2 protein-coding genes are annotated in these 839 nt (G+C 58.2%); both read left to right on the top strand.

The annotated features are described in order from the left end of the window. On the top strand, nt 1-227 hold a 227-nt coding region (locus tag AC1D2G_RS34400; protein WP_477399280.1), incomplete at its 5' end, for a hypothetical protein. Nucleotides 228-544: 317 nt separating this feature from the next. Then, complete coding sequence (locus AC1D2G_RS34395; RefSeq protein ID WP_477419643.1) at nt 545-778, top strand: DUF6894 family protein; 234 nt, start codon at nt 545-547, stop codon at nt 776-778. Nucleotides 779-839: the final 61 nt, after the last annotated feature.

Raw genomic sequence — 839 nt, 5'->3', positions numbered from 1 at the left:
GGCCCGACACGCGCACGATGAGCTGCGAGCAGCTTCAGCAGTTGATCCAGAGCCGGCACGCCGTGGTGCTGACCACCGGCCCCAACACATATGACCGCTATGTGCGCCAGTTCGGCAATGAGTGCGACTGGCCCGACGTGCCGATGTCCGCCGCCGTTCCAACCCGCGACGGCCAATGCCGCGTCTATCACTGTGAGGAACCGAGCTACAATCTACTGGTGCGATAACGCCATCGAGGTGGGGATTCACAGAATCGCGGTTTCGATCTATGGTGAGGGTATGGACACGGTTTTCGACGACCTTTCCTCTGCCCTCAGAGAGCCCCATTGGGACGCCTGGATCGCGGTCCGCGCCTTCGCCCTCAATCTTGCCAGCAAGCTGCTTGTAACGTTGCCATCGGCCTTGGTGTAGGGCTCGGACTGGCGATCGCCGGTTAGCGCCTCTTCCCCTTCGGCGTGATCGTCTCCACCCGCACCTTGTCGCCGATCTCCTTGGGGTCGTCCTTTTTAGGTTGAACATTTATCGGTGTCGCAAGTTGGGGTTGATGGCTCTCTACTTCTTCGACTTCTACGACACAGGCACTGAATACCCAGACACGGAAGGGACGGAGCTAAGGAGCTTCGACGCCGCGAAGGACGAGGCAGTAAGGGCGCTGGTGGACATGGCCAACGAAGTGCTGCCTGACGGTGCCTACCGGGAACTCACGTTCAAGGTGCGTGACGATACCGGAAAACAGCTTTTGCAAGTTTCAATCAAGTTCGAGCTTCGCAAGGACTGACCTGCGAATTGACTCGCTAATCCCTGACTAAAGCGTACTGAAGGAAAAGCGTACTGAAGGA

It is taken from the genome of Mesorhizobium sp. P2_C7 (assembly GCF_056404515.1).
This window is presented reverse-complemented; position numbering and strand designations above follow the sequence as displayed.